Consider the following 22,705-nt stretch of genomic DNA (forward strand, 5'->3'; position numbering starts at 1 on the left):
TATTATCTTAGCAGATTATTGGTTAGAATTCGAGGAAAATAACTCTTCCACCGCCTGGGAGACTGTCATCTTCTCTTCACGTACCATATCCTCTAAAGCACTCATTTTCTCTTTCTTTTGATTCGACGAAAAAAAGTCCTCGTATAGTTTATCGACAATCATTGTTTTAAACCATTCGATTGTCTGCTCTTTTCTTCTTTTATCCCAATAATTTGCTGATTTCATTTCTCTCTCAAACTTTCGGATTGTCTCCCATACCTCTTCCAGCCCTGATTTATATAAGGAGGAAACAGCGAGTGCGGGAGTAACCCAATTTGGAGAAGCAGGAGCTAGGAAATGAAGGATTTGTTCAAATTCTGCTGCTGTTTTCTTGGCTAAAGCTTCGTTTGAGCCATCTGCTTTGTTGACGACAATTGCATCGGCAAGCTCCATGATTCCCTTTTTCATGCCCTGTAGCTCGTCACCAGCACCTGTTAAAGCAAGCAGCATAAAGAAGTCTACCATTCCTCGTACAATCGTCTCGCTTTGGCCAACACCAACCGTCTCGACTAGAATGACATCGTAGCCTGCCGCTTCACAAAGGAGCATGGTCTCTCTCGATTTCTTGTGCACACCACCTAGTGTACCGGCTGATGGTGAAGGCCGAATAAATGCATTCGGATGCTTTGCAAGCTCTTCCATTCTTGTCTTATCACCCAAAATACTCCCCCCTGTTAAGGAGGAGCTAGGGTCAATTGCAAGCACCGCAACCTTGTGCCCTTTGTCACACAGTAGTTTCCCAAAAGCCTCTATAAATGTACTTTTCCCAACACCCGGAACACCCGTAATCCCTATTCTGATACTGTTTCCGGTAGAAGGTAACAGCTTTTTTAGTAGACTCTGACCGATATCTCGATAATCAGGTGCTGTGCTTTCTGTATAGGTTATTGCCTTTGCTAAATGAAGCCTTGATCCGGCTTGTAGCTTTTCGATAAATTCTTGTTCATTAATTTCAAGCTTACTTTTTTTCTTAAATATCTTTCTAGGAGACTTGTTCATGCCATCATGTTTAGAGACTACTCCGTGCCGAACTTCCAGGGAAGATTTCTCCTCTTCTGTCATTATTCGCTCACTTCCTCATAACCCAGTCTTCTATAAATTTCTTCAATCACTCGTTGAGCTGAAACTGGAATAACTGTACCTGGCCCAAATATTGCACTTGCTCCATTCTCACGCAAGAAATCATAATCCTGAGCAGGAATTACACCACCAACCACGATAATGATATCCTCTCTTCCAAGCTTCGCTAGTTCCTCTTTTAAAGCCGGCACTAATGTACGATGCCCTGCTGCAAGGGAGCTGACCCCAACAACATGCACATCATTCTCTACTGCTTGCTGTGCAGTTTCCGCAGGTGTTTGGAATAAAGGACTGATGTCCACGTCAAAGCCCATGTCAGCAAATGCTGTCGCTACTACCTTTGCTCCACGATCATGTCCATCCTGCCCCATTTTAGCAATGAGAATTCTTGGACGTCTTCCTTCATTTTCTTTGAAGTCCTCACACATCTGCTTTACAAGACGTAGCTCTTCCTCATCATTAAAATTCGAACTATAAACACCACTCACTGATCGAATCACCGCCTTATGTCTACCAGATACAACCTCAATCGCATCAGAAATTTCCCCTAATGTTGCACGTCTTCTTGCTGCCTCTACTGCTGCTGCAAGTAAATTCTCTTCTCCGGTTCTTGCTGCTTCTGTAAGAGAAGCCAGTGCTTCTTGAACAGCCTTTTCGTCTCGCTCCGCCTTCACCTTAGCCAAACGTTCCATCTGTTTTTGACGCACCACTGTATTATCGATGTCTAAAATATCTATAGCATCCTCTTGCTCTAATCGATATTTGTTGACACCCACGATTGTTTCTTTCGCCGAATCAATTTGTGCTTGTCTCTTAGCAGCCGCCTCTTCAATTTTCATTTTTGGAAGGCCAGTTTCGATAGCCTTTGCCATTCCACCTAGGTTCTCGATTTCTTCTATCAGCTTCCACGCTTTTTCCATTAGTTCTTCTGTTAGCTTTTCCACATAATAAGAACCACCATATGGATCAATCACCTTTGTCATGTTTGTTTCTTCTTGAAGGAAAAGCTGAGTGTTTCTAGCAATACGTGCAGAAAAATCTGTAGGCAGGGCAATCGCTTCATCCAATGCGTTTGTATGTAGTGATTGCGTGTGACCCATGGCAGCAGCATTTGCTTCAATAAGTGTTCTCGTTACATTGTTAAATGGATCCTGCTCTGTCAAGCTCCAGCCAGAAGTTTGGGAATGTGTACGCAAAGCCAACGTCTTTGGATTTTTCGGGTCAAAGCTTTGCATCATTTGTGCCCACATACGTCTCGCTGCTCTCATTTTTGCAATTTCCATAAAGTAGTTCATTCCGATAGCCCAGAAGAAAGAAAGTCTTGGTGCAAACTTATCTATGTCTATCCCTGCTTGAATACCAGTTCGAACATATTCAAGCCCATCTGCTAGTGTATAAGCAAGCTCAATATCCGCAGTCGCCCCTGCTTCTTGCATATGATAGCCGGAGATAGAAATGGAGTTAAACTTCGGCATATGCTTAGCCGTATAGGCAAATATATCTGCAATAATTTTCATCGACATTTCTGGTGGATAAATATAAGTATTTCTCACCATGTATTCCTTCAAAATGTCATTTTGTATAGTGCCAGCAAGCTGTTCAGGTGATACACCTTGTTCTTCAGCTGTCACGATATAAAATGCCATAATAGGTAGAACAGCACCATTCATCGTCATAGAAACGGACATTTGGTCTAGCGGAATTCCATCGAATAATATTTTCATATCTTCTACAGAATCAATAGCTACCCCCGCTTTTCCAACATCCCCAGTAACCCTCTCATGGTCTGAGTCGTACCCTCTGTGAGTTGCAAGGTCGAATGCGACGGATAAACCCTTTTGTCCCATTGCAAGGTTTCTTCTATAAAATGCATTACTTTCCTCGGCAGTAGAAAATCCTGCATACTGTCTGACTGTCCATGGCTTGGAAACATACATAGTAGGGTATGGTCCTCTCGTATTTGGGGCAATACCAGGAAGATCCTTCAAGTGTTTTACGCCAGCAATATCGTCTTTTGTATAAACAGGCTTTAATGAAATCCCTTCATTCGTTCGAAAGCTTTTATCCTCCCTAGAAGGATTGGCTGCTTTCTCTATTACTTTGTCTATGGAGATTTGCTCATACTTAGATGTTTTCATTTTTGTAATCCTCCCTGTGCAAGGTCGAGAAGCTCTTTCCCTTTTTCTAGTAAAGATTGACCAGCGAATATGCGTCCAGAAAGACCTGCCTCTAGCCAGTCCTCATATTCCTCAAACTTACCTGCTACATCTAATGGAATAGTGATTTTTTCGTTCAGAAGTGCGGGAACTAGTCCTGCTGTTTGTTCATCATTTCCTACGAATACCGCGTACTGTATGTCATTTTCGTTTATCCAAGCCTGTAGATCGAATGGCTTCATGTTGGAAGGAGAAACAATTGGTACGACACCAATGGAAGTTAAAAAGCCACTAACATAATCTAATCGAGCTTTATATTCCTTAAGCGTGCCATAAGGTAAAATTGCTGCCTTTATGGGGTTATTTTGAAAGCCTTCTTTCAAGTTTTCAAAAGGCTCCGCTAGTCTTTTGTAATCTTCACCCTTTTGAACCTTTGTAAACTGATCAGACGGGTTGGCATAAATATTCGTTCCAATTAACGATTTCTTCCTTGTTGCTACAGCCGATAATTGCTCTTCCCACTTTTGTTGTGTTCGTTGTTTTAGCTTCTCTTCACGTATAGAAGGCTCGTCTTTCACAAGCTCTATAAACAAATTCCAACTCTTTCTTACAAGCTCATTTGTAATAGTTTCTATATAATAGGAGCCGCCGACTGCATCTATCACTCTACCTATATGCGTTTCCTCTTTAATCATCAGCTGGATATTGCGAGCAAATCTTTTAGAAGCTGCTGTTTCTCCTGTTAAATAATCATATGGCAGCACAGTAATATAGTCGGCTCCACCTAATACTGCCGAAAGTGTACTGTTACCTGCTCTTAGTAGGTTAACATACGGGTCTAACACGGAAAATGAACGTAGAGAAGTTTCCGCTAGGATAGGGATAGCTTTCATATGATCTTCCCCATTTGCTTCTCCAAATGCTTTCCATAGAATGCGGAACGCACGAAGTTTCGCAATTTCCATAAAGAAATTTGTGTCCATTGCAAAGTGCACCAGACTGTTATTAGTAAGGGTAGCTATGCCTGATTCGTTCAAACGTTCATCTGCTTGTAGCAAGACACTTACTAGCTCACTAACAGCATCTCCCCCATCTTTATGTACCTTTACCCCATCTATATAGGAATGTTCTTCACTCCCACCTATTACAAAGCATTGTAGTCCTTTTATTTTACTTACAAAGGAAGGGTTTTCCTTTACATCCACGATGATTTTTGTCTGCTCTGTATACTTATGTAATTCTGTAAGCTGCTCCTCGCTCCATAAGTGGTCTTTTTTCACTTTGTAGCGAATTACCTCATTACCTCTATCTAAACTATTCTTCATATCTTCTAAAACTTGATCTACGGTGTTACCGGAAACCTCTTGTGCAATAGACCAGTTACCGGATACCTTAGATTCTCTAATAATAGTTACTTGGTTTTCAGAAACAGATTCTAAGTCTGTTAATTGATAAAGCGGTTTCAAAATAATCTCTTCAATTGTTTTCGTAGTTAGAGTATCTAATGATTTCCCTTTAAGTGATTTTAATGCTACTTCTTCCCATTTTTCCTTTGTAGCCTCTTGGAAATTCGTTTGTCTCATGCTTTCTATTGTCATGAAACCCGCCTCCCCTTCTATTATTTTGTTACCTATACGCTCTATTCTACATGAGATAAGTTTCGTTATAAAGAATATTTAGAGCACTTTGAACACAATTGATATATTAATATAAAATTGCGAATAAATAAACAGTGCTGGATAATGAATATAACGATAACTTTAGGAGGTATTTATGGACACATCTAACGTCTTTATTACAGAAGAAATTACCGTCTCCTCTTCCAAGGAATTAGTATGGTATGCTTGGACCATCCAAGACCGTGTAACTCAATGGTTTGCACCTGCAGCTAATATAGAAGCTTGTATATCTGGACGCTACGAGCTTTATTTCATTCCAGGGAATACGGAGCAAATGAATACTAAGGGATGCAAGATCCTTGAGATGATTGATAAGGACTCCCTCAGTTTTACTTGGAAGGGACCAGATCAATTTAAAGATTTAATGAATACTGAAGACCATTTAACAGAAGTACAGGTAAAGTTAGAGGAGTTAGATGAGCAAAACACGCGAATAATGATTCAACATACTGGCTTCCAGAACAATGAATTATGGAAGGAAGCAATTGATTGGCACAAAAGTGCTTGGAGAGGTGTACTAAGCAGTCTAAAGAGTGCTTTAGAGTCTGGGGAAGGGAAGCTCTGCTGCCAGCCTAGCGATGAAAAAATGGCATGATAAAGGAAGAGCACCTACGATTCTTCAGAAAGAATCATAAGTGCTTCTTTTTTATCCAACCGAACGATTAAGCGGACTACTAAATTTCTAATCTCCCGAGGTTGGATTATCGCTAAATATAAAGCTCTTTTGTGTAATTGTTACGAATTTTGTTTTTTCATGTATCCATCCATCTTTTCCTTCCACTCCGCCACCGATTAACATATAATTTTCTGGGTCTTTGGGCTTCATCGAATAAGTTAAGAGGAACACTTGTTGGTCATCCTCGTCGATGTGACTGAATTCTACATTCCCTATTTTGAACTCTTCAATACTTCCTTCATCCCCCAATACCTGTTCAGCTGCGATTTTAATCTGATCTATTATTTTCGCATTTGGTACTGCCTTTTCTTCTTCGATAATTTCTACAGAAGCTGTTCGCCCTGAAAAGACAACATACAGTATCAATAATAATAGGATGATCGGAATCCCTATTATCAGCAAATTGGGAACTCTGTTTCGTTTTCTTGCAATCATTCGCAATGAATGTTGACTCCCCCCATTCTACGTCCTTTTTCTCCTATTTCATTGATACGTTTCACCATTCTTGAATATGAATGACTTTGCTTCTTAGCTTTTTTTCATCAATCGTATCGCTTGGATAGATAGTCGGACTAGCAGCACGGCACATAAGAATAAACCTACGTAAGCCGCAGTATTTAAATAGATTGCATAAGCCGTTTCAATAAATTGAGCAATTGCTAAGAGCGAGACTGATATAATACCAAATGTTATGCCTACCATTAATAAGATAAATCTCGAAAACAAATGGGTAATAAATTTTGAATTATTTTTGTCAGAGAATATGTCATGATGGAGAGTAATCTTCCCCCCTTCTACTCGCTGTACCAGCTTATCAATTCTACGTGGTATCTTTCTAATAGTTGGTAGTAACAAGGCAACTTCTTCTTCTATACGGTTTATTACCTCTTTTGGCTCCTTAAATGGTTTTTTCATCTTGGATAACAGATAATCCGTGGAATACTCCTGTGCCTCAGAAAAAATATCGAAGTCTGGCTTTATTAGTTTTAACGTTCCATCCAAGGTCACCATGGATCGCATGGCCATACCAACAGACGGATAAAAATTTAACCCAAACTTTCGAACGACCTTAAAGAAGTGTTGAATAAGCTCCTCTGTTGGTATTGTAGGAATATAAGAGATTCTCAGTAAGACTTGTGCCATCTCATGCTCCATCTTTATACGGTCAATATGGTCATGCTCCTCAACCAGCAAAGTTAAAGCATCGTATAGCATATCTGCATCCTGATGCTGTATCCCAATCAGGAACATTTTCATCCCTTCTTGCTGCGGCTCTGCAAGTCTTCCTACTGCGCCAAAGTCTAGTAAAACAGGGATACCATCCTCTTTATCGATAAAGATGTTACCAGGATGTGGGTCAGCATGAAAAATCCCTGCATGGAGCATCTGGTCGAAGAATGAATATAGAACCGTCTGTGCAAATTCCTTCCGGTCAATTCTTAATTGATCATATAATAACTCTCCTGTAGCTACACTCTCTCCATCAATATAATCAAAAACAATTATGGAATCATTGCTCAGTTCTGTATAGACATGAGGAATCTTGATTTCATATTTACTTTCCTTCAAGGAATTTCTTATTTGAAGAGCATTGCGAATCTCTATTTCAAAGTTAACCTCTTCTCTAAGGCTGTCTGCAAATCCCTGCGCTAGCTCGCACAGTCCCAAGCTATCTGCCCAAGTGGATTTATCCGAAATCCACTGCACGAATTCCAATAAGATGTTTAAATCATCTCGAATCATTTCTTTTACTTCAGGACGCAATAGTTTCACAACCACCTGCTGATTGCTCTCCTTTAAAGTCGCCTTATGTACCTGACCAATCGATGCAGAGGCAAGGGGAATCATATCAAAATCTTCAAAGATATCTTCTATCTTTTCTGGAAAGTGTAGTGCAAGTATTCCTCTGACTTGTTCCTCGCTTAATGGCTGGACTTGTTGCTGTAGTTTCCCTAACTCTTCAATAAAGACTGGTGGAAACAAGTCCTTTCTAGTGGATAATACTTGCCCGAACTTTATGAAGATACCACCAGATTGCTCCAATGTATGCCGTAAAGCAATGGCAATCTCTTTCTCATTATCTTTCCTTGCATACTTTAAGGTTCTGGTTATACCATTTTTAAAGGCTATTTGAAAAACTTGCCTCATTCTTCTTTGGCTTCTCCATCGGCTTCTAACCTTTAGCAAAAATGTCTTTTGTTCTCTTTTTCTGCTTTTTTCTTCGCTACCATCCATCGGTCCAAATAATTCAAAAAATAAATATAGTAGCATCGATATAAGTAGCGTACTACCTATCCAAATAATCGTATTCACGTCCATATAGGCATAGGCAAAGTTCTCGGAGAAAAAATCTGTATTCCTTAAATATGCATACCAATAAACAAAGAGGGTGATAAAGACACTGATAAAAACAGAAAGTATACGCTTGAAAAAATTAATTTGAGAGCCCATCAGCTTCCCGCTGACGTAATAGATAAATAGGGCAATGATCATCACTTGAATACCCATCTTTACATAGATCACAGGCTAGCACCTCATTCTTTTTATTATCTTTCTCTTTTATTCCCCTAAAAGAGCAAAACACTAACCTCTTTCTTCTTTATTATTCGCAGATGGGAATATCTTAGTTTTTATTTCCTATTTTTCTTCTTTAGAAGTTTTAAAGTTTGTAAGTTAGGCTATTTAATGATTGTGCAACACTAAATTTCAAGGAGGTACTTGTTTATGTTTTTTAACAAAAAAGAACTAAGTTTCCATGCTAAACCTGACCGTCCAGATCCAGTATTAGCTAAGCACCTGCAGGAGATTATTGGTGGTCAATTTGGAGAAATGAGTGTGGCAATGCAGTATTTATTCCAAGGATGGAATACTCGTGGAAATGAAAAATACAAAGACCTATTAATGGATACTGGCACAGAAGAGCTAGGCCATATTGAGATGATAGCAACGATGGTTGCTCGATTATTAGAGGGTGCACCAGTAACAGAACAAGAAAAAGGGGCAGCAAATCCTATCATTGGAGCTTTTATGGGTGGTATGAGCCCGAAAGATGTATTAGTAGAGGGTATGAATCCACAGCATGCAATTGTTTCAGGTTTAGGTGCCATGCCAGTTAACTCAGTAGGCGTACCTTGGAATGCTGGATATATAGTTGCTTCCGGTAACTTACTTGCAGACATGCGTCACAATGTAATGGCAGAATCCCAAGGACGCTTACAAGTTGCTCGCTTATATAATATGACTGACGATAAAGGTGTAAAGGACATGCTTTCCTTCCTATTAGCGCGTGATACCATGCACCAAAACCAATGGCTAGCAGCAATTAAAGACCTTGAGGAAACAGAAGGTGGAGTGATTTGCCCAACTACTGTTCCACCTGAATGGGAAGCAACTGAATTCTCTCATACACTTTACAACCATTCAGAAGGTGAAGATAGTGCAGACCTTCCATGGTTAAAAGGAAATGCTCCTGATGGGCATCCATTCTCTTATGACCAAGGTAAAGCATTTGGTGAAAAACCAGTCTTAAGCCCAGCACCACCTTCTTTACACAACACATTACCAGCCGAAGATAAAATGTAAGTAATAGACAATACTAGGACAAAACAAAGTGAAGCACTTACGATTATGTGAATAGTCGTAAGTGCTTTCTTCTTTACCTTCCCTTTATGTTGCTGATTGTTTGCAAATTCTATCTCTAGCTCTGTTAGTTGCTTGGTTCACTTTTATATGATTCAGTGCTTTTCCTAGTCCGTGTTTTGGCATATTCACATACATAGCCTCATATTGCTGAGGTTTTACCTGGTAGGTCTCATGAAATATTCCCACGCTTTCATTCTGATAGGCATGCTGATAAAAGTTTTTCCATATCTTTGAGTGAGTTTTACCGCTCGCATAAGCCTCCAACTGATCAAAATTACTCCAGTATTGAATAAGGCTAACCCCCTTCCAACTTAACAGTATCTCTCCTTCTAAAAAACCAAGGTCTCTATTTTGATACAATTCCTTCATCATTGGTCCCATTGCTTTCATCGTCGGAATCCACTTATGAAGCATTAGCAGCTTGTGTATTTTCATCCCAATAATAAATACAACAACCTCCGAATCATTCTCCACTGTATATCTTCCCTTGAACATAGAACTCCCCCTCTTTATTTACCATTGGTCAATTAATATCAAAAAAACTCTAATGAACTAGAGCTTTTACTAAAAATTCGCAGTAAGCTTTTGCTGCCTCCTCTGCTTCTTTAAAATTTATGGTGCGTCCAATGTAGTGAGAAACGAAGCCATGCAATGCGATGAAAGTAGAGTGAATATCCTGTACCCTTAGCTCGTAATCATTTAGATATTGAAGGCTTTCATGAAATTTTTCTAAGCTAATATTCGGAGCACTAAAAAGGAGTGGATCAAGATTTTCGTCTATTTTCATAAACATGAATTGATACGGGGTTTGATAGGTTAACCCAAACTCTATAAAGCCCAATAATACAAAAAATGTCCCATCTGACCCTTTTAATTGCTTAGACTCCTCTAACTTCTTGTTCAGCATATCAAAGTACCTTTCTACAATTGCTTGGAACATTTCCGTCTTACTATCAAAGTGATAGTATAAGGCTCCGTGACTAACCCCAAGCTTTTGCGCAATACTTCTCATAGAAACGCCATGAAATCCTTTCTCTAAAAATAGAACGTTTGCTTCCTCTACAATCATCTCTTTCGTTAACTCTTCAGAAACTTTTTTTCTTGCCAAACTATACACCTCACTAATTGACCATTGGTTAAATAATATATTAATTCACTTATAACGGAAATTCAAATAAATTTTGGTATTTATAAGTTCATTTATATAACTTGTTCCAAATGAAGCATAAATATCATCTTGTTGAGCTTTATGTTCAATACAAAAAATCATTTATCATCAGCGTTTCTCATTTTCCTTATACCTCATCACTCGGCCTTGTACCCTCCTCCTCCACTTCTACCGACCAAGTGACAATGGTCGTGCTGTCTCTTACGTGGTTATTTTTTATCTCCTCCAGAAGATAAGTGACACCCTGCTCTAAGCTTTTATTTTGTAACGATTTATATAAATTAGCTCCGCTAGCGAAATCAGTATTCGGGCACTCTAACAGTCCGTCCGTGGTTATAAATAGCTGACTCGTTCCCTTTCGCAACTCCTTCGTTCCTATGCTATAGCAGGGGACTGCTAAAGAAAAGGTATTGCGTCTTCCTATCCATTCAAAAAAACTACGCTGATTTTGCATAGATTCTCCCAAACGCATTAGTTCCGGATGGAATAAATAAAAAGCGCAGTCTCCTACTGATAGCCAGTGGACAAATTTATCTTTGCGGATGACACATAAATAAGCGGTTTCTCCTTTTACTTGCTCACACTTCTTTCGGAACTCCTCTTTTTGAAAGCAATCTAGTATGATTTTATCAATAAATTGGAAGGTGTTGTATTCCATTGGTCGATTCAAAACAGGCAAAACAGAATCCTTTATGCTATCAATTTCCTTCATTAGTAAATCTGCACTTTCTGAAGAGTCGTGCGCATCCATTAGCATCACGAGCTCCCACTCTTTTTTATTGTCTGCCCATATAAGCAAGGCATCCTCGTTCTTCCACTGCCCTGCACTAGAGTTACCGCCGAATCTCCCTATACATATATGCCCCAAGTTCTCCCTATTCATCTCATCTACATAATGCTTTTCTGATCCTATCCAGCTATACTGTTCCATTGGACTCATCCTCTATATACCTTCTGATTCGGTTGCATATCTCTGTTACTTCCTCTTCTCTACCCATTTTTGCATTTGGTGCATCGTAAACCGGAAATGGTCCCCAAAACTCTTGTGGTGTTCCGGGAAACCTTGGAATGACGTGCATATGTAAATGAGGTACTTGATTACCAGAAACGACCGCATATATATGTTCCGCTTCTAAGACCTCTATTAGTGATTTACTCACGAGCGCCATTGCCAAGGCAAATGCTTGTGCCTCTTGCTCATTCATGTCCCCCAAGGACAGGATATGTCGCTTCGTATCAATCATCAGATGCCCCAGATACGAGGCTTCCTTTCCATTGTCTATATGACCAACATAGATATAGTCATTTTCATAAAGTGAAACTTGGATTGGTGGGGGTTTTCTTTCCCCCACCAATCCTTAGTTGAACCAATCGGGCTTTTAGGGACAGTTGATCTCCCACTTAGCTGTCTTATTTCTTTTGCCTTCTGGAAGTGGGAGTCTTACTGTCCCTTAATGCGGGATATATCATTTCTCCAACTGTTTTTATTTCTTGACGATGCTTCTTACAAATAAAGCATTCTCCCATCTCTCTTCCCCCTAGATTGATAATAAAAATAGCCCACCGTCTCTACCTAATAGAGACGATGGGCATCGTGGTACCACTCTAATTCACTAGCATCTGCTAGCCTTCATGATTGTTATCGAGAATCACTCGTTTAGACCGCTCCCAGGCAAGTTCAGAGAAAGAATTGACTGCCTATCACCTTTTAGCAGCTCTCTATACAATTCTACTAGCTCTTACTACTCCTATTCATTGCGTTTAAACTGGTATTTATTTTGCAATAACATACCATATCTCCCCACTGAATAAAAGAATTTTTTGAATATACCTAGAATAATTTCGTATCTATTTACCACTTTACGTAGGAATGGAAATGGTAAAGGTTGTTCCTACCCCTTTTTTACTTTCTATCTCTAACACACCTTGCATCTCGCTAAGTGATCCATAGACCATGAGCATCCCCAGGCCTGTCCCCTCTTTTTTGTTTGAGTAATAGGGTTTACCTAGCTGATCTAGCTCTGCACGGTTCATTCCTACTCCTGTATCTGTTATAAGAATATGAATATGAGTTCCAGCTTCACAAACTTGGACAGAAAGAGTTCCGCCCCTATCACTCATCGCCTCGATACAGTTCTTCGTTAGATTTAGCAAGCATTGCTTCATCTGATTCTGATCGAACCTCTTTTTTAATGTATTGGTGAATTGGTAGTTGATTTCCACATTATTCATACTTGCGAAGGGCATAATGATATTGATCACATACTCCATCTCATCTTGTAAGTTGGAGTATACCATATTTGCTGACTGTGGCTTTGTAAACGCAAGATAGTCAGTTAGTATATTCTCTGCTCTTTTTAATTCCTCTAAGGAATAGTTAATATACTTCCTGTCCTCCGGGGTAATATTCTTGGAGACGCTTAGTAGCTGTAAGAACCCATTAGCTACAGTCAAAGGATTTCTTACTTCATGTGATACGCTAGCAGAAAGCTCATTCATTACATGAAGTCTTTCCATCCTTAAGTAGTTTTCTCTATTTTTAATATTAGAGCGTAGTTTTTCATTTAGAATAATTGTAATGTTAATCATTAACAGATTGGAAAAATAGATATACAAAGCTATTGTCCAGAACTCTTTGTTTAATTCTTCGAAAAACAACATTAGTGTGGATAAATAGCTTGTGACAATCCAAAATATCACAAGATTTGCCAAGAGGAGCCTTTCCTTTGTCGTGGAGCGGTTAAATCGTTTACTCAACCACGGAATAGTTAAGAATATGAGCGTAGAAAAAAGAAAGGATTGAATGATGCCTTCGCCACCTACGTAAAACCTAAATACGTTTAGGACAATATATAAAGGAAATGCCATTCGATATCCTCCGTAAAGTGCCACTATCGTAAACGGAACATACCGCAGGTCCACTATAAATCCAATTTCTAATTGAACCGGATAGACCATACATAATATTATCGCAAGCGAATGAAATATCACGGTGAATTTCGAATGATACTGTTTTTCATGGTGGTCAAAAAAGATGACAAAAAGAAGAACCGGTAATACTAAAAAAACAAGGTTTATGAAGAAAGTCTCTATCAAATTTGTTCTCCTTTCTGTCTTTCCTGCAATATTTAGAATGTGTAAATTATAACATACATGTAATTATTGTAATAAAGTTTTTTCAACCCTTTCATCATCTAGGTTCCTTTTCTTAACATTTGTTACATTTCCTCGTTTGCTATTGTCATGGGTTTAACCTGTAAGTCTAGAGGTATAAAAAGAGAGAGCAACAATACAGTGATGAATTTTGAATGGAGGAATATGAATGAAAAAGAAAATGTTCGCTTTACCAATCGTGCTAACTTCCGCGCTAATTTTAGGTGCTTGTGGTGACGATGAAGACGGTGATGTAAATGAAATAGAAGTGGAAGATCCAATGTTAGAGCAAGAGGATCCAAATGATACTGGTATTGATACGGAAGACAACGAGGGTATTGAAGAAAATGAAGACATCAATACAGAGGGAGACGGAGCAGCTGATGAACAAGGCGACACCGGTACTCCTGGAACAGACCCATCAAGCTCAACTGATACAGAGGATGGTACTGACGGTACTGACACTGAAGGTGGAGCAGACGGAACAAACACGGATGGCTCCGGATCTTAATAACTACTAATAAAGAATGAATTAGTTTCATTTTATACAAAAGAGGAGTCCCTAAATATTTTTAGGACTCCCCTTTTTGCTTAAAATTGTTATTTCCTGCTTTTTTTCTTCTGTACGAATAGAAAGCCTATGAAGATAAGTGATAATAGGATGGGTATATAGAGATAACGTGTAAAGGTTTTGCTTTCTTCCTCTAATGTTTCCTTGGATAAGGGTATTGCCACTTCTTCAGAAGGCTTTTCACCTGAACCGAGCTCGCCTATTATATCTGTTGCCTCGCTTAGCTGCTTGGTCATCGTACAATAGCCAGTAGATAAAGAATGCTCCTCTTGACTTGCAAATACTACGTATTCCCCGTCTTCTATAAATTCATATCCACAAGAGGCGCTGTCTCGGACAGAGCTTACAATTACCTGTGATTTTTCAATCCCTTTCCAGACTTCTGTTACTTGAAAAAGATATTGTATTTGGTCATCCGAGCTTATGCTGTGACCATTATTGTTCGAGTCTAGGCTGTCTAGTACTTTACCTAAAAAAACTACATCAGCTTGCTCCAGCTCTTCTTGAATGCTTCCAGGCTCCACACAGCTGCATGCCGAGGATGAAATGGGCATAAAAGTAAGCAGTATGGCGAAAATGCTGAATACAGCTAGATAGCGGAAGTACGGCATAAATGTTAGCCTCCTTTACCAATTAGACGAGCGATTCAGAAAATTCGTTTCATTTATTTATACACTTCTACATGAAAGCGATGCATGAGTGATAAGATGTCCTCTCTCCCAGCAGTACTTACTCCTTTATAAGAAAGTCGGAAGTATAAAGATTTAATAAAGGAACCAACATTTCTCCGGTATTTAAAATAAGTTAGTGAGAAGACCTCCACCTGATTTATACTTTCTATTAAGTCTTTTACCCAGTCAACAACATGCTCCTCTGATAAGCCCTTCTCCATCATCGCCTCTATCGCAAATATCAGCCTCTCATCCTCATCGTCTGTGTACACACTTTCTCGCAATAAGCAGCAAGCAATCGTATCCAAGCATTCCTGAAATAGCTCTTGCTTATAGGTTGGATGCTCTACTACCGCTGTTAACAGATCAGCTCCATGTGCAATGCTGTGAGCCCACCCCTTTCCCTCTACGTAGCCTCGTAGATCTTTTTCTTCTTTTAGATAGTGAACAGTTGCATAATATATGTCTTTCCATTCTGACGAAGAAAGAAATCCTCTTTCTTTATCCTTCATTAGAATAAGTACAATTACTAAAGATGAAAAGGATCTCGTAAATACAGAATCGGTATCCTTCTCTCCAAGCCTATATAATAAATGCCGCTCCCCTATACACTTTAAACCTATTTCCCTCAATTGCTCATTCGGAACATGGTCCCCTAATATTAGCTGACAAAACTTTTGATAGATAAGCTGATCTCTCAGTTCCGCATCAATTGACCCAATCTGTTCAAGCATTTCCTCTATTAATTGCGGAAGATTCTTTACCTGAGTAATATCTTCTGACATGTTTAGTAGCTTTGTTTTTAGTTCCATCTATTTTCCCCTATTCACTTTACTTTCTTGATTCTGCTTGCAATCTCGCAAGCTCTTCCTCTATAACTAGCGGGTCGATTCTTTGAAATAAAGGCTCCACTTTACCAAGAGACTGCGCTTCTATTTTTATCGGCTCCCAGCACCATTCCTTTATGGAAAGCATCTCTCTAATCCTTTCGCTGGAAAATGGTAAAAATGGAGAAAGGAGCTGTGCAGCATTTACAATGATAAAAGCCATTTCGGATAGTGTTTGTTTGCACTCACTAAGGTTCTCTTTTACAGATTTCCAAGGCTTCTCGTCATCAAACTGCTTGTTCCCTTGTCTTATATAGACAAAGATTGCTTCTAGCGCCGCTTTCATGCTTCCTTTTTTAATAAACTCCCCTACTTTGTTATATAGCTCCTCTGTTTCTTTTACCAGTCTCTCATCTACCGGTTCCTCCGGAATAACACCATCAAAGGATTTCTCTAAAAATTTGAACGTTCGATTGACAAGATTGCCATAAGCACCAAGCAGCTCCGCATTATGACTGTATATGAATTCTCTCCAAGAGAAGTCTGCATCTCTACTTTCCGGGGCATTGATGGTTAAAAAATAGCGAAGCGAATCAGGGTCATATTTTGTTAGTGCATAAGGGACCCATACAGCCCAATTTTGACTAGTAGAAAGCTTTCTTTTCTCAAGTGTTAAATATTCATTCGAAATAATATGGGTAGGTAAAGGCTTTTTCCCTGTCCCTAGCAAAATAGCTGGCCAAATCAACGTATGAAAGGGAATATTGTCCTTTCCATGTACGTAGTAAGAGGTTGTTGTTTCATTCCAGAAAGCTTTCTCATCTTGCTGTTGCAGACTTGCCCATTCCTTACTAGCAGAATAGTAGCCTGAAACTGCCTCAATCCACACATATACTTTTTTATCCTCATAACCCTTTACCGGAACGCTCACCCCGTTTGGTAAGTCTCTGGAGGCAGCCCGATCCTGCAGACCTTCTGAAAGATAGCGTTCGGTCAGTTGTACCGCATTGTCTCTCCATGCTCCTGTCGCCTTCGCTTGTGAGACATACTCCTCTAATTCCTCTTGAAAATCGCTTAGTGCCAGATAAAAATGCTCGGTTGTTTTGATGGTTGGCGGGTTCCCACATAACTTACAGATCCTGTTCTTCAAATCTAGTGGGTCTAAAATGGTTGAACAGCTATCGCACTGATCTCCTCTTGATTTACTGCCACAAACCGGACACTCTCCCTCGACATAACGATCTGGTAGGAACTGCTCGTCGTATTCACAATAGGTTTGCTCAATTTCTTTTTTATACAGCCAATTTTGTTTTAGTAATTCTAAGAAGAGAGATTGCACGGTCTCGTGATGATTTTGTGTGTCTGTCCTTGTATATAAATCATAGCTAAAACCTAATTGCTCGAAAGACTCTTGAAATTCCTCGTGATATCGATCGGCAATCTCTTTGACGGTGACTCCCTCTGTGTTTGCCCTAATTGCGATAGGTGTTCCATTGCAATCGGTCCCTGATACGTATAACACTTTCTCTCCCTTTAAACGATAGTATCTTGCTAGGATATCTCCAGGTAATAACGCTGCAATATGCCCTAAATGCAGGGAACCATTTGCATATGGCCATGCTCCTCCTATAAAAATGCTCATCAAACTCTCTCCTTTATTTTCAAAATAAAAAACCTCGCCCCATATCGAACTAATCGATAAGGACGAGGTTATAAACTCGTGGTACCACCTTTGTTTACAAATGACTTACATCATTTGCCTCTATAAGTACGAAGCTTCTATGCTTGATACTTTGACATGGATAACAAGTGTCAAATCTTGTCGTAGCCTACTAACCAGAGGTTTTCAGTACGAAGCTCCGAGATCATGTTCAAATGACTAGTTTGCTTCTTTTCCACCATCCGAAGCTCTCTTGAAAACATCCTCATTTTACTTTTCCTCTTCAACGCTATTATTTATAAAATTGTTACCATTATATCGAGAGAAAAAATAATAATCAAGTGAATTTTTTGAATTTTTATTTCATTTCTCCCACATAGATCGACTGCGGTCTAAATATCGTGTTATCACGGATTTGTTCTATTGCATGCGCCGTCCAACCAACCATGCGAGCAACACTAAAGGTCGGTGTAAACAATTCAGGCGGCATGTCAATGGAACGCATAATGGCTGCCGCATAATATTCCACATTCGTGTAAAGCTTGCGACCTGGCTTTAACTCAGCAAGTAGCTCGATAATTTCCTTTTCGGCAATCGTTGCAATATCCAACCATGCGTCTTGCCCTTGAAGCTCTATACATTTGTCTCTTAATAGAATGGAACGAGGATCCTCGGTTTTATAAATACGATGACCGAAGCCCATTATTTTTTCGCCGTTTTCTATCTTTTCTCTGACGATATCTCTGATTGTCGCTGGATTTTTGAATTCATTTAATAAAGCAATAACACCAGATGGTGCTCCACCATGAAGCGGTCCCTTCATTGTCCCTAGAGCGGAAGTAATCGCTGCCGTTAAATCGGATTCCGTAGAAATAGTCACTCGTGCTGCAAACGTCGATGCATTTAGACCATGTTCCATCGTAAGCTTTAAATATGTTTCTAATGCTTCTACTTGCACGTCTGTAGGTATTTCACCCGTTAGCATCCATAAATAATTAGCAGTATGGGATAGTTCGCCGTTCGGTTCAATAATTGGTTGGCCCTGCTGGTTTCTATAATGTCTTGCCACGATTACAGGAAGTGCAGCTGTTAACATGGCCGCTTGCTCCTCCAGGCTTTTTTCTTTAAATTCATCGTGAACAAATGCCGAAATTGCTGTTCTCATTGCATCCATTAGTGCAGTTTCTTTTGGTAGTAAGTCGATGATTTGCTCCACATGAGTTGGAAGCTTTCTATAGTCCTTCAATTGGTAATATTCCCCTGTGTTATCACCAGTCCATAGAAGCTGAGCAACCTTTTCAAAATTCCCCTCGTTTATTAGCTCCTCTACCTTTACGCCACGGTATCGAAGCTCCCCTCTTTCACCGTCTACGGAAGCGATCTGTGTGTGTACTGCTACTACATCTTTTAGTCCCTTTTGAAACATATGAACTCCTCCTTTTTTTATAGTTTAATATAAAAGATTGATAAAAAAAATTAAATATATATAATTGACTTAATTATTTTATTTAATCGAAGGTGATTGTATGGAGTATCAATGGTTAAAAACATTTTGTATAGCAGCAGAGACACTTAATTTTCGTAAGGCTGCAGAGATTTTGCTTATGTCTCAGCCGAGCGTAACTGTCCACATTAAGCTTTTGGAGGAGCACATCGGCATCCAGCTCTTTGAACGCAATAAAAACCGAGTAACCTTGACGGCCGAAGGAAAATTTTTTCTACAGGAAGCGAAACAACTAGTGCGTTCCACGGAAGCAAGCATCACAAAAGTCCAGGCATACGCCCAAGGCTTTCGAAGAAGATGGACGATTGCGATTACCCCACTGATGGCAGAAACGATCTTGCCTTATTTTCTTCGAACCTTTTTACAGAATCATCCCGACTTAGAGGTTAATATTCGTGTGGAAGAGTCCCATGTGATAGAGCATTTAGTGAATGAAGAGGAAGTAAATATCGGGATTGCATCCACTGACGCAACGTTCAAAAGTCTATACTCGACTCCTATTTATGAGGACCCGATTATTTTTCTCATGCCCTTTGATGGCTATGATGAAGAAACTGGGCCACCTATTGATGTGAAAGAGGTACTGCAAAACAATTATTTATTCACTCACCACCATCCTTCGTTTTGGGATAGCCTTCTTGTCAAGCTCCATCAGCATGTCCATGGACTTCGTACGATGAGGGTCACGCAGGCACATGTGACCAAGCGGTTTATCCAAGAGGGGCTTGGAGTATCCTTCCTTCCACATTCAATCGTCAGGAGAGAGCTTATAGAAGGAAAGATTATGCAGCCACACTTTGATTTATTCGAGCTTCCAACCGTTTCTTCCTATGTATTGGTCAAAAAGATGGGAAGCCTAGAAGAAGAATTTATCGAGCAAATTTCTAAGCATTATTTTGGCTGAGAACAGGAGCCGTTTCCTTTGATTTTGTTATGCTCTTTATTTCTTTTAAGACGGCCAAGTATAGGAAAAGCCCAACTATTCCGAAAGCCCAACCGACTAGCTGTCTATAAATCAAGAGTGAGGTATAAGCCTCTACTCCATATCGATTTAACATCCAGGCTTTCATGGCAGCCAAGGTGAGTCCACGTACTACAAATAAAACCGTGATCCACTGGAACCACTTGAAAATCTCTTTTCGGTAAAACAATTTTTTGCTTCCGCGACGGTCATATCCTTGGAGATAAGCGACATCCACAAAGAAATAGAGCGGAAGTGGCTTCTTTATCATCAGAGAAATGAGATATATACCACTGAACACGAGACCAAGATACAACTGATTCCAAAGCATTCTTTCAGCTGTGCCAGAGAGCAAGTCAACAATCGTGCCAATTAATAGGCTCGATAATATAAACAAACCAGTAACATTAAATTCCCTCTCTGTAATGAAACGAACGATAGTATAGATGAAACCCGGCACAGTAGATAAAAGCATCGCCCAATAATCACCTAATGCCTCCCTGCCGTTCGTCCAAATAAGATAAGGAAGAGCCACATAAAACACGATTTCTAGCACAATCATGTATTTTTTCATTTTCTTGCTCCCTTTAGTAAAGTATCGTTTCATACTTTACGGCACACCTCTAGAAAAGTTCCAGATATTTGAAAATGTTTTTTTAGGTCATATCTATAAGGTGTGGTTGATTTCCGTTCTGGCTGGACGCTTTCCTGGGAGCGCAGCTTCGGGACAATAGGATGTTGTTCAAGAAAACGTTGGCACATGATGTGCCATTTTTAGTTTTCCTTCCTTTTCGGATACTTACGAAATAATACATTTGCTTAGCGTATTGAAAAATGGGAAGTGATTGGCATAATCATCTATTTTTCTAAGACGTTCTTTTTACGTAATATGTATTAACAACCTCCATAATTTAGTCATCTTGCAATTGCTCGGAGTATCTTTAATTTTTTTTATTAAGCCGTATAATTTTTCTATTCTCAAACGTCTATTAATTGTAAGAACATTAGGAGGGGAACAATATGGAAACAAGTACTAACATTAACAAGACATTTGTAGATGAAGCTCGAAAAATAAGAGATGAATTTGAAGAAATAGTTTCGGGATACTCAACAGACCTGTGGAATTATTGTAAATATGTTACTGGTTCTCCTTGGGATGGTGAAGATCTTTATCAAGAGACTATGATAAAGTCCTTTGGTTTGCTACCACAACGGTGGAGTGAAATTACTAACAAAAAATACTTTCTCTTCAGAGTTGCAACAAACACTTGGCTTGACCAATGTAGAAAACTCAAACGTGAAATAGGAACATTAGATGAAGTACCTGAGCCAAAATTTGATTTTTCAGACCAACTATTATTGGAAGAAATTCTAATATCGTTGGAGTCAAATTTGACCATCAAACAAACAGCCGCATTTTTACTGATGGATATTTTCCAGTTTAGTGCAGATGAAGTAGCTGGGATTGTCCAAAGCACTCCAGGTGGTGTATATTCTTCTGTTCAACGCGCGAGAAGAAAAATAGAGTCTTTGGATTTTTCAAAATCAAAAACTAAGATAGTTTCTCAAAGTCATAACGTAATCATCCAGGCATACTTAGAAGCCTTTAATAATGGCAATTTAAATAGTATGTTAAGGTTATTTAGTGAACAAGCACAAAATGAAGCATTCTTTGGATTCCAGGAATTCTCTAAAGATGAAATGCTGAAAGGTTCTTTAAAATTTGGTTTGCCTGGTCATACAGCTCGTGAAATCATCCTTTGGGGCAAACCAGTTATTATTGTATTAACTTCTAATGACACTAGTGCTGAAATTCATGACATACAAACACAAGAAATTGAAAACGGAAAAATAGTTAGCCATAAAAGTTATTTCTTCAGAAAAGAATTTATTTTTGCTGCCGCTGATGAGCTTGGAATAAAGGCACAGCTAGTAAAACCACCTGTATTTTGGAGTTGAGTTTTTAGGGATGACAATTGTTGTCCCTTTTATTGTGTTTGTACCACTTCTCTCAACTTTCCTACTTCACAGTTTGGTTCTAGTGCGTCGTATTTTTATAGAAATTGAGTAACTACTTTTCGGTCTTTTTGAGTCACTCGTCGATATTCAACACTTCTATCTTTTTTACCGATGACCTTATCCCGGTATTCCGCTCTCCAACTCAGCGTCTGTAATTGGACCTTCAGGAGTGTAATCAATAGGAGTATCTGTTTTACTTCTATAATTGGTACTAAGGTATATGCATCACTAGTCAGTTTTTCTTGATATGTTATATTCTTTTTGAAATTTATTGCTCAAATTTTAATTTTAGTAGAAAACACTATTGGTTCGGAGCAGCGTCGATCACTCCTGTGGAAATAGCACGAGGGAGAGACTACAGGCTCGACCCGTGCCCACGGAAAGCATCCGACGCAGCAGAGAACCTAACACTTAAAAAATAAGAAAGCACCTATGATTTGTATCATAAGTGCTTCTCTTTCGATTTTTCCCACCTTCAGGCTCCCACAACAAGTCATTCCATTATCGTTGCGTCCACTATTTCATCCAGTGACAGTTTATAGCACCGGAAAGGGTCTTCTAATTCAATCGTTCTTTTTGCTACATCAATCCACTGAATGACTCCGCGATTGTAGAGAAATTCTCCTTCTCTCCATCGTTTCACCTTAATTTCCACGTTTCGCTTCATTGCTAGCTCTAGCTGCTCTTGAATAAATTCATAGTCAAATTCATTTAACTCTGGTCGAGGCTCCTTTTTGACTTCCTCTTGGTAATCCCTAAGCATCTTCACATGCTCCGGCAACATCATGGCCACCCATTTTTTTGATCCTCTATCTTTTATTTTAGATAAATCAAGTTGTTCCCATTCTTCCATGTTAGCCATCTCCATTACCTATCTTTTTTATTTATTATATACGAAC

At 39.2% G+C, this 22,705-nt stretch carries 21 protein-coding genes and 2 other annotated features; of the genes, 5 read left to right on the forward strand and 16 right to left on the reverse strand.

Annotated elements, in window-relative coordinates; genetic code table 11:
- Positions 1 to 15: 15 nt before the first annotated feature.
- The 3 genes from meaB to AC1VU3_RS04260 are packed head-to-tail and all read right to left on the reverse strand — an operon-like array spanning position 16 to position 4,873.
- Positions 16 to 1,101, reverse strand: coding sequence for a methylmalonyl Co-A mutase-associated GTPase MeaB (gene meaB, locus AC1VU3_RS04250; protein WP_482982866.1), 1,086 nt, complete (start codon positions 1,099 to 1,101; stop codon positions 16 to 18).
- Complete coding sequence (gene scpA / locus AC1VU3_RS04255) at positions 1,101 to 3,257, reverse strand: methylmalonyl-CoA mutase (RefSeq protein ID WP_482982867.1); 2,157 nt, start codon at positions 3,255 to 3,257, stop codon at positions 1,101 to 1,103. Before scpA ends, meaB begins: the two co-directional genes overlap by 1 nt.
- Entirely contained in the window at positions 3,254 to 4,873 is a 1,620-nt protein-coding gene (locus AC1VU3_RS04260; protein WP_482982868.1) for a methylmalonyl-CoA mutase family protein, read from the reverse strand. The genes scpA and AC1VU3_RS04260 overlap by 4 nt, the downstream gene beginning before the upstream one ends.
- Positions 4,874 to 5,048: 175 nt before the next feature.
- On the opposite strand from AC1VU3_RS04260, the gene AC1VU3_RS04265 reads away from it, so the two are divergent.
- Positions 5,049 to 5,549 (forward strand): SRPBCC family protein, encoded by a 501-nt coding sequence (locus AC1VU3_RS04265; RefSeq protein WP_480388057.1) that lies wholly within the window; start codon positions 5,049 to 5,051, stop codon positions 5,547 to 5,549.
- A gap of 87 nt (positions 5,550 to 5,636) precedes the next feature.
- Here the strand turns inward: AC1VU3_RS04265 and AC1VU3_RS04270 are convergent, their stop codons facing one another.
- Complete coding sequence (locus AC1VU3_RS04270) at positions 5,637 to 6,071, reverse strand: hypothetical protein (protein ID WP_480388058.1); 435 nt, start codon at positions 6,069 to 6,071, stop codon at positions 5,637 to 5,639.
- A gap of 87 nt (positions 6,072 to 6,158) precedes the next feature.
- Positions 6,159 to 8,153 carry an ABC1 kinase family protein gene (locus tag AC1VU3_RS04275; RefSeq protein WP_482982869.1) on the reverse strand — a complete coding sequence of 665 codons (1,995 nt, stop codon included), beginning with the start codon at positions 8,151 to 8,153 and terminating at the stop codon, positions 6,159 to 6,161.
- Positions 8,154 to 8,354: 201 nt separating this feature from the next.
- On the opposite strand from AC1VU3_RS04275, the gene AC1VU3_RS04280 reads away from it, so the two are divergent.
- Complete coding sequence (locus tag AC1VU3_RS04280) at positions 8,355 to 9,212, forward strand: manganese catalase family protein (protein ID WP_482982870.1); 858 nt, start codon at positions 8,355 to 8,357, stop codon at positions 9,210 to 9,212.
- A gap of 84 nt (positions 9,213 to 9,296) precedes the next feature.
- Here the strand turns inward: AC1VU3_RS04280 and AC1VU3_RS04285 are convergent, their stop codons facing one another.
- From AC1VU3_RS04285 to AC1VU3_RS04305, 5 genes are all read right to left on the reverse strand, one after another.
- On the reverse strand, positions 9,297 to 9,767 hold the full coding sequence (locus tag AC1VU3_RS04285) for a DUF4188 domain-containing protein (protein WP_482982871.1): 471 nt from the start codon (positions 9,765 to 9,767) through the stop codon (positions 9,297 to 9,299).
- A gap of 49 nt (positions 9,768 to 9,816) precedes the next feature.
- Positions 9,817 to 10,380 (reverse strand): TetR/AcrR family transcriptional regulator, encoded by a 564-nt coding sequence (locus tag AC1VU3_RS04290; RefSeq protein WP_482982872.1) that lies wholly within the window; start codon positions 10,378 to 10,380, stop codon positions 9,817 to 9,819.
- 187 nt (positions 10,381 to 10,567) lie between these two features.
- Positions 10,568 to 11,371 (reverse strand): PP2C family serine/threonine-protein phosphatase, encoded by an 804-nt coding sequence (locus tag AC1VU3_RS04295; RefSeq protein ID WP_482982873.1) that lies wholly within the window; start codon positions 11,369 to 11,371, stop codon positions 10,568 to 10,570.
- The gene (locus tag AC1VU3_RS04300; protein ID WP_482982874.1) at positions 11,358 to 11,792 is read right to left on the reverse strand and encodes an HIT family protein; all 435 of its coding nucleotides are present in this window, start codon (positions 11,790 to 11,792) and stop codon (positions 11,358 to 11,360) included. The genes AC1VU3_RS04295 and AC1VU3_RS04300 overlap by 14 nt, the downstream gene beginning before the upstream one ends.
- Before the next feature lie 223 nt (positions 11,793 to 12,015).
- Positions 12,016 to 12,205, reverse strand: a binding site (T-box leader).
- A gap of 95 nt (positions 12,206 to 12,300) precedes the next feature.
- Positions 12,301 to 13,536, reverse strand: coding sequence for an ATP-binding protein (locus tag AC1VU3_RS04305; RefSeq protein ID WP_482982875.1), 1,236 nt, complete (start codon positions 13,534 to 13,536; stop codon positions 12,301 to 12,303).
- Between the two features lie 226 nt (positions 13,537 to 13,762).
- Here AC1VU3_RS04305 and AC1VU3_RS04310 point away from each other — a divergent pair, with 226 nt between their 5' ends.
- Entirely contained in the window at positions 13,763 to 14,104 is a 342-nt protein-coding gene (locus tag AC1VU3_RS04310; protein ID WP_480388065.1) for a hypothetical protein, read from the forward strand.
- Between the two features lie 89 nt (positions 14,105 to 14,193).
- Here AC1VU3_RS04310 and AC1VU3_RS04315 read toward each other — a convergent pair whose 3' ends face one another.
- The 4 genes from AC1VU3_RS04315 to AC1VU3_RS04330 all read right to left on the reverse strand — a co-directional run bounded on the left by AC1VU3_RS04315 (position 14,194) and on the right by AC1VU3_RS04330 (position 18,748).
- On the reverse strand, positions 14,194 to 14,775 hold the full coding sequence (locus AC1VU3_RS04315; RefSeq protein WP_482982876.1) for a hypothetical protein: 582 nt from the start codon (positions 14,773 to 14,775) through the stop codon (positions 14,194 to 14,196).
- 53 nt (positions 14,776 to 14,828) lie between these two features.
- Positions 14,829 to 15,647: a DUF2785 domain-containing protein gene (locus AC1VU3_RS04320; protein WP_482982877.1), complete on the reverse strand. Its 819-nt coding sequence runs from the start codon at positions 15,645 to 15,647 to the stop codon at positions 14,829 to 14,831.
- A gap of 19 nt (positions 15,648 to 15,666) precedes the next feature.
- Entirely contained in the window at positions 15,667 to 17,349 is a 1,683-nt protein-coding gene (gene metG, locus AC1VU3_RS04325; RefSeq protein WP_482982910.1) for a methionine--tRNA ligase, read from the reverse strand.
- 10 nt (positions 17,350 to 17,359) lie between these two features.
- Positions 17,360 to 17,618 (reverse strand) — a binding site (T-box leader).
- Positions 17,619 to 17,680: 62 nt separating this feature from the next.
- Positions 17,681 to 18,748: a citrate/2-methylcitrate synthase gene (locus AC1VU3_RS04330; protein ID WP_482982878.1), complete on the reverse strand. Its 1,068-nt coding sequence runs from the start codon at positions 18,746 to 18,748 to the stop codon at positions 17,681 to 17,683.
- Between the two features lie 100 nt (positions 18,749 to 18,848).
- On the opposite strand from AC1VU3_RS04330, the gene AC1VU3_RS04335 reads away from it, so the two are divergent.
- A complete protein-coding gene (locus AC1VU3_RS04335) occupies positions 18,849 to 19,730 on the forward strand; it encodes a LysR family transcriptional regulator (RefSeq protein WP_480388069.1) in 882 nt (293 codons plus the stop codon).
- On the opposite strand, the gene AC1VU3_RS04340 is transcribed toward AC1VU3_RS04335, so the two are convergent.
- Entirely contained in the window at positions 19,711 to 20,361 is a 651-nt protein-coding gene (locus tag AC1VU3_RS04340; protein ID WP_482982879.1) for a VC0807 family protein, read from the reverse strand. The two genes, AC1VU3_RS04335 and AC1VU3_RS04340, sit on opposite strands and share 20 nt — an antisense overlap.
- Before the next feature lie 446 nt (positions 20,362 to 20,807).
- Here AC1VU3_RS04340 and AC1VU3_RS04345 point away from each other — a divergent pair, with 446 nt between their 5' ends.
- Positions 20,808 to 21,746, forward strand: coding sequence for a sigma-70 family RNA polymerase sigma factor (locus tag AC1VU3_RS04345; protein WP_480388071.1), 939 nt, complete (start codon positions 20,808 to 20,810; stop codon positions 21,744 to 21,746).
- Positions 21,747 to 22,299: 553 nt separating this feature from the next.
- Here the strand turns inward: AC1VU3_RS04345 and AC1VU3_RS04350 are convergent.
- Entirely contained in the window at positions 22,300 to 22,659 is a 360-nt protein-coding gene (locus AC1VU3_RS04350; RefSeq protein WP_482982880.1) for a YolD-like family protein, read from the reverse strand.
- Positions 22,660 to 22,705: the final 46 nt, after the last annotated feature.

The organism is Psychrobacillus sp. Z16_25 (assembly GCF_056856695.1).

What these genes read in the sequence shown, in the direction of transcription:
- AC1VU3_RS04335 (WP_480388069.1), top strand. Translation starts at nt 18,849, where the DNA reads ATGGAGTATCAATGGTTAAAAACATTTTGTATAGCAGCAGAGACACTT.
- AC1VU3_RS04280 (WP_482982870.1), top strand. Translation starts at nt 8,355, where the DNA reads ATGTTTTTTAACAAAAAAGAACTAAGTTTCCATGCTAAACCTGACCGT.
- meaB (WP_482982866.1), bottom strand. Translation starts at nt 1,101, where the DNA reads ATGACAGAAGAGGAGAAATCTTCCCTGGAAGTTCGGCACGGAGTAGTC.
- AC1VU3_RS04285 (WP_482982871.1), bottom strand. Translation starts at nt 9,767, where the DNA reads ATGTTCAAGGGAAGATATACAGTGGAGAATGATTCGGAGGTTGTTGTA.
- scpA (WP_482982867.1), bottom strand. Translation starts at nt 3,257, where the DNA reads ATGAAAACATCTAAGTATGAGCAAATCTCCATAGACAAAGTAATAGAG.
- AC1VU3_RS04315 (WP_482982876.1), bottom strand. Translation starts at nt 14,775, where the DNA reads ATGCCGTACTTCCGCTATCTAGCTGTATTCAGCATTTTCGCCATACTG.
- AC1VU3_RS04350 (WP_482982880.1), bottom strand. Translation starts at nt 22,659, where the DNA reads ATGGAAGAATGGGAACAACTTGATTTATCTAAAATAAAAGATAGAGGA.
- AC1VU3_RS04345 (WP_480388071.1), top strand. Translation starts at nt 20,808, where the DNA reads ATGGAAACAAGTACTAACATTAACAAGACATTTGTAGATGAAGCTCGA.
- AC1VU3_RS04320 (WP_482982877.1), bottom strand. Translation starts at nt 15,647, where the DNA reads ATGGAACTAAAAACAAAGCTACTAAACATGTCAGAAGATATTACTCAG.
- AC1VU3_RS04295 (WP_482982873.1), bottom strand. Translation starts at nt 11,371, where the DNA reads ATGGAACAGTATAGCTGGATAGGATCAGAAAAGCATTATGTAGATGAG.
- AC1VU3_RS04340 (WP_482982879.1), bottom strand. Translation starts at nt 20,361, where the DNA reads ATGAAAAAATACATGATTGTGCTAGAAATCGTGTTTTATGTGGCTCTT.
- AC1VU3_RS04330 (WP_482982878.1), bottom strand. Translation starts at nt 18,748, where the DNA reads ATGTTTCAAAAGGGACTAAAAGATGTAGTAGCAGTACACACACAGATC.
- AC1VU3_RS04310 (WP_480388065.1), top strand. Translation starts at nt 13,763, where the DNA reads ATGAAAAAGAAAATGTTCGCTTTACCAATCGTGCTAACTTCCGCGCTA.
- AC1VU3_RS04265 (WP_480388057.1), top strand. Translation starts at nt 5,049, where the DNA reads ATGGACACATCTAACGTCTTTATTACAGAAGAAATTACCGTCTCCTCT.
- AC1VU3_RS04260 (WP_482982868.1), bottom strand. Translation starts at nt 4,873, where the DNA reads ATGACAATAGAAAGCATGAGACAAACGAATTTCCAAGAGGCTACAAAG.